The 1,096-nt window shown below is 58.9% G+C and carries 1 protein-coding gene; it reads left to right on the top strand.

Features of this window, described 5'->3' with window-relative positions; all coding sequences use genetic code 11:
- Positions 1 to 310 precede the first annotated feature (310 nt).
- Entirely contained in the window at positions 311 to 985 is a 675-nt protein-coding gene (locus NW857_RS13130; protein WP_414369237.1) for a hypothetical protein, read from the top strand.
- Positions 986 to 1,096: the final 111 nt, after the last annotated feature.

Genomic DNA, 1,096 nt, shown 5'->3' with positions numbered 1-1,096 from the left:
GGCGCTTATGGGTGAGAAAAATTGCTGTAAGAGGTCGCCCATTGCAAAGGCTTAGCGGTATGCTTGGGGTAGCAATCGCTGCTCACACTAACCCTAGCGCTGCACATCCTCAGACTATCGATGTTCAGCACTACCCCTAAAGAGCCCCCGTGTGTCTCAGCCCTCTGTCTTTTCAAGTCAATCCCAACTTATGCAATACGATTTTCGGGGTTCTACCCCCTCTGGCACTCGCAACGGCAACCTCGGTGGTTTGCCTCGCAGCGGCTTTCGCTCCCCTGCCCCAAGAGAGACGGGGCCAGGAGTCGTACCGATGCAAGCATATCAACAAGTGGCCGAAGAGTTGGAGGCCGCCCGTCAGCAGGTGAGTCGGCTCTCCTCCGAAAACCAGCGCCTGCGCGCTTTGCATCAGCAGTTGTCTGGAGAGATTGCCGCCATCGGCCAAGAGTTCCAGGGGCAGTTGGGCCAGGCCCTGAAGCGCCTACAGCAAATCAGCCTACAGCTTGCTGATGCCACTGGGGTTTCTGGAGCATCTTTCCAGCAGGACAGTTCGATTGCCGATCCCAGCCAACCGGAAACTCCCCCCAGCTACGATTTTTTGAATCGCCTCAAGCGCCGCCAGGCCCGCAGCGAGACCTCCTCCTTCTCGTCCAATAGCTTTGCCTCGCCGACCTTGGACTCTCTCCGCCGCTCTCCACCTTCCACCTGCCTGCGCCAAGATAACCCCCGCACCGGGTATCAGGTTCCTTCCCTGGACGAGTTGATGCAAGATCCAGTCGGCTCAGATCCCTATCTTGGCGAGGCAGACTCCTTTTCCCATCCCAGCGGCATCTACCAGCGGGTACGGGAGCAACATCACGGATCCCAGGGATCTCCCGTGCTTTGGATGGCCGCCGCAGTCCTTTTGGTGGTTGGTTCTTTCGGACTGGGATTTCTGGCTGTACAGCCCTTCTTGCGCAACAACCCGCCACCTGTGCAGGCGCCCTAAAGTTATGGAAAGACTAGCCCCCCCTTGGGTGGTGGGGGGGGCAGAGGTGAGCCTGGCACCGAGCTAGGTTACCGGCGGGTCACCCCACCAGTAGGTTTGCCGCTGATGCGT

The sequence above is a fragment of the Synechococcus sp. H55.9 genome (genome assembly GCF_047462355.1).
In the GTDB taxonomy this organism is placed as follows: domain Bacteria; phylum Cyanobacteriota; class Cyanobacteriia; order Thermostichales; family Thermostichaceae; genus Thermostichus.
This window is presented reverse-complemented; position numbering and strand designations above follow the sequence as displayed.